Source organism: Okeania sp. (assembly GCF_035285525.1).
Classification (GTDB): domain Bacteria; phylum Cyanobacteriota; class Cyanobacteriia; order Cyanobacteriales; family Microcoleaceae; genus Trichodesmium.
In genome coordinates, this window is sequence record NZ_JAYKGW010000221.1 from 1 (window position 1) to 3,747 (window position 3,747).

Here is a 3,747-nt window from a genome sequence, read left to right on the forward strand (position 1 = left end):
CCCTATAATCAAGCTTTTATTAAATACTAGAACTAATAGTTGATTTCTGATAGCTAAGAAATTAATTCTGATTGGTCGGCAACCCTATAATCAAGCTTTTATTAAATACTAGAACTAATAGCTATGAACGTAGTTGCGACCCAGAAAGCTTGCTTATAACTGACGGCTGTTTCCGCAACATTCGACAGGAAATACTTAAAGTTTAACATGAGAATATAGTAACTTTTAATTATATAGCAATCCTAGATAGGTTGCGACAAATCAAAAAGTAGATAAAAAAACTTAAACTCTTATACCAATTACTAAAAGTAATGCTATACTTAGCGCCATATTTTAACAGTCAATAATTACCAAGATTAAAAGTCTGTTTTTGACAATTATTTAGTTGGTTAGTAATTATTTTTCCTGCTTTTATTCTCTTCACACTTCCCACACTTACCCACCCAATCAGATATAGCATTCTTTTTGAGAAATAGTATTACATGTTCCCAGTTAAGTGTTCCCTAAAAGCAGTAGGATTTTTATATAAAAATATATTAGAAAATTGCTATAACAATTATGAAATTATTAATAATTATGTTGTTGGTAACTCAATAATAAATTCTTTTCCTTGGTTAGGAAGAGAACGACATTCTAACTTTCCTCTATGCTTTTCCACTATAATTGAATGACTCATAGACAAACCCAAAGTATTTCTTTTATTGGTAGATTTAACACCTTCAATAGCTTCATCAAGTTTATTTTTTAGATGTGCTAACATTCCCAGTCCATTATCAGCTATGATAATTTTTACTCTATAAGATTCAATAACTAAAGTAGTAATATTAATACAATTCTGATTTTGCCAAATTTCTTGATAACTTCGATTTTTTTTAGAATTAAATTCTTCTACAGAATCAATAGAATTTACTAACAAATTCATTAAGACATAATTTAAGGCATGGGGATAACAATTAATCTTAGGTAAATCTCCATATTTTTTGACAATTTTAATCTCTGGACGCTGACTATTAGCTTTCAATCGATGCTGCAAAATTTTCAGATTACTCTCAATAGCATCATTAATATCAAAAGGAATTTTAGACATACTATCTACTCTAGCAAGACTCCGCAATGATACGCTAGTTTCACTAATTCTATCGCTCGCTAATTTGATAGAAGATAACATTTTAGGTAACTCTTCTATCAAAAAATCTATATCCATTTCTTCTGCATCTTTTTCAATTATTGAACCAGGATGAGGAAATTCTTTTTGATATAGTTTTATGTGATTAATTATTGTTTCGAGATATTGTTCAGCTAAATTAATATTTCCTAATACTATACTAACTGGATTATTAAGTTCATGGGCAATACCAGTAATTAATTTACCAATACTAGACATTTGTTCACTTTTAATTAGTTCAATTTGAGTTTCTTGTAATTCAGCTAGAGACCGAGAAAGTTTGGCAGTTCTTTCCTCAATCATTTTTTCTAATTCAACTTGAGTTTTTTGCAATTCAATTTCTGCTTGAGTCCGTTCTTGAATCTCCTCTTTTAAGCGTAAATGTATATTAATTCTCGCTACAACTTCTTCTTTTTTAACAGGTTTAGTAATATAGTCTACTGCACCTAATTTGAGACCTCTAATTTTTTCCTCATATTCAGAAATAGAAGTCATAAAAATAATTGGAATATGTTTAGTTTTTTCTGAAGACTGCAAACGATAACAAATTTCAAAACCATCCATTTCTGGTATGATTATATCTAATAAAATTAAATCAGGTAGTTTATTTTCTAGCTTTTCAAAGAGTATTTTTCCACGCTCTGCTGTTATGACATTAAAGCCAGATGTTTTTAATAAACTCGATATTATTTTAAGATTAACTTTTTGATCGTCAACAATCATGATTGTGTATTCTTTTTTCTGATTCATAGCAGTTCCTCAATAGTTTTTAATTAACTGAAATTTATCACTTTTTATGAAAAAATATAAATGAGATATAGCAATCCTATTCTTGTAATATTTTGGTAATAGTTAACAAGTAAAATTTCAGCTATTGGCAGTTAGATATCAGTAAAAGATTAATCTGAGTTAAACTAATATTTACCTGCTTGCTCTGTTGGTTTGATGTGGCGAGTCAATTACTGATCAGCTAAATGTTTAAGTTTTCTTATTCTTGAAAATTTATTGTATCATAATCTGTTTAGGATTGCCAAGAAATATATCTAGTAAAAGTCGTTCATAATAAATAAACTTTCTAATTGAAAGAAGAAACAGGGAATAGGATGTTTCAATAATTAATTATTACTTCTTTTTATAAAAAAGAGGATTGGCAAATTGCTATAGTAATAAAAATTGTTGACAGTATAATTAAAATTCTATTATGATTTTCTCTACCTATATTACTAAAACACTCAAATATTTAGGAGTAATAACCCATTGCAAATAATTATCGAAGGTTGGCGTTTTTTGCCTCACTCCTACGCGATCACCAATCAATTTCAACTGCTAGAAATGCTGAAGCAACCCCAACTACAAATCTATCATCAGGATATGCCATACATTAGCAAAAATTGGCAACCAGTCACAAATTTATTTCCCCAAAATGATGAAACAGCACTACGCAATATCCCCAAACCATCACCACAACAACCAGCAGATGCTACATTGCGGATGTATGCTCCTTTTAATCTCAAATCCTCAAAAACCAGACGCACGGGAACTTTTATTTGCACTGAATGGGGTATCGTCACCAAATCTATTCTTCAAGGAATGGGTGTAAACTCTTTTGCAGAAGCTCATGTTCAGTCAGATACAATTATTATTACTCCCTCCCACTGGTCAAAACAAGGTTTACTCCGTAGTGGTGCAGAGGAAAGTCGTGTTACTGTTATCCCTCTTGGGGTTAACCCAAATATTTATTATCCTTTACCTATAGATCAAAAAAATAACCTGCGCCAAAAATTCGGCGTTGATAACTGTTTTATCTTTCTCAATGTTGGAGTAATGTGCAACAGTAGTCAAGGTGTAGGACGTTTACTTAAAGCATTTGCTACTATTGTTGAAGATTATCCAAATACTAGACTCATCCTTAAAGGTAGAGATGCTATTTTTCCTTCTCAAGATTCTATTACTAAAGCTGGCAAAATTGCACTTACTGATGCAGAGATGGAAAGAATAAAATCTAGAATTATTTACTTTGGTCGAACTCTTTCTTTTATGCAGTTAGCCCAACTTTATCAGATTGCCGATGCTTATGTATCTCCTTATTCAGCAGAAGGATTTAACTTACCAGTATTGGAAGCAGTAGCTTGTGGTTTACCTATTATTTGTACCAAAGGTGGTCCGACAGATGATTTTACTCATCCTAACTTTACCTTAGCAATAAATAGTAAGCTCCAAACTAATTATACCAAAGATGGAGAAACTCTTTGGTTTGTGCTGCCAGAACAAGAACATTTAGTCGAGTTAATGAAAACGGTAATTGAAAAAACTTTATTTAGAGAACAAGCGCGGAAATTTGGTCCTCAATGGGTAGTCCAAAATTTTACTTGGAAGCAGGTGGTCGAGCAATTATTAGATTTGCTTGTCCCATCTTTGCAACTTAGGAGGCCAATTTTTGAGCCAATCATTCTTTAGGATTAGGGAGTAGGGAGGATAAGGAGGATAAGGAGGATAAGGAGGATAAGGAGGATAAGGAGGATAAGGAGGATAAGGAGGATAAGGAGGATAAGGAGGATAAGGAGGATAAGGAGGATAAGGAG

2 protein-coding genes are annotated in these 3,747 nt (G+C 31.7%); one reads left to right on the top strand and one right to left on the bottom strand.

Features of this window, described 5'->3' with window-relative positions; all coding sequences use genetic code 11:
* Positions 1–574 precede the first annotated feature (574 nt).
* A complete protein-coding gene (locus VKJ25_RS20890) occupies positions 575–1,915 on the bottom strand; it encodes a hybrid sensor histidine kinase/response regulator (RefSeq protein WP_324238576.1) in 1,341 nt (446 codons plus the stop codon).
* A 507-nt stretch (positions 1,916–2,422) separates the two neighbouring features.
* Here VKJ25_RS20890 and VKJ25_RS20895 point away from each other — a divergent pair.
* On the top strand, positions 2,423–3,622 hold the full coding sequence (locus VKJ25_RS20895) for a glycosyltransferase (protein ID WP_324238577.1): 1,200 nt from the start codon (positions 2,423–2,425) through the stop codon (positions 3,620–3,622).
* Positions 3,623–3,747 lie beyond the last annotated feature (125 nt).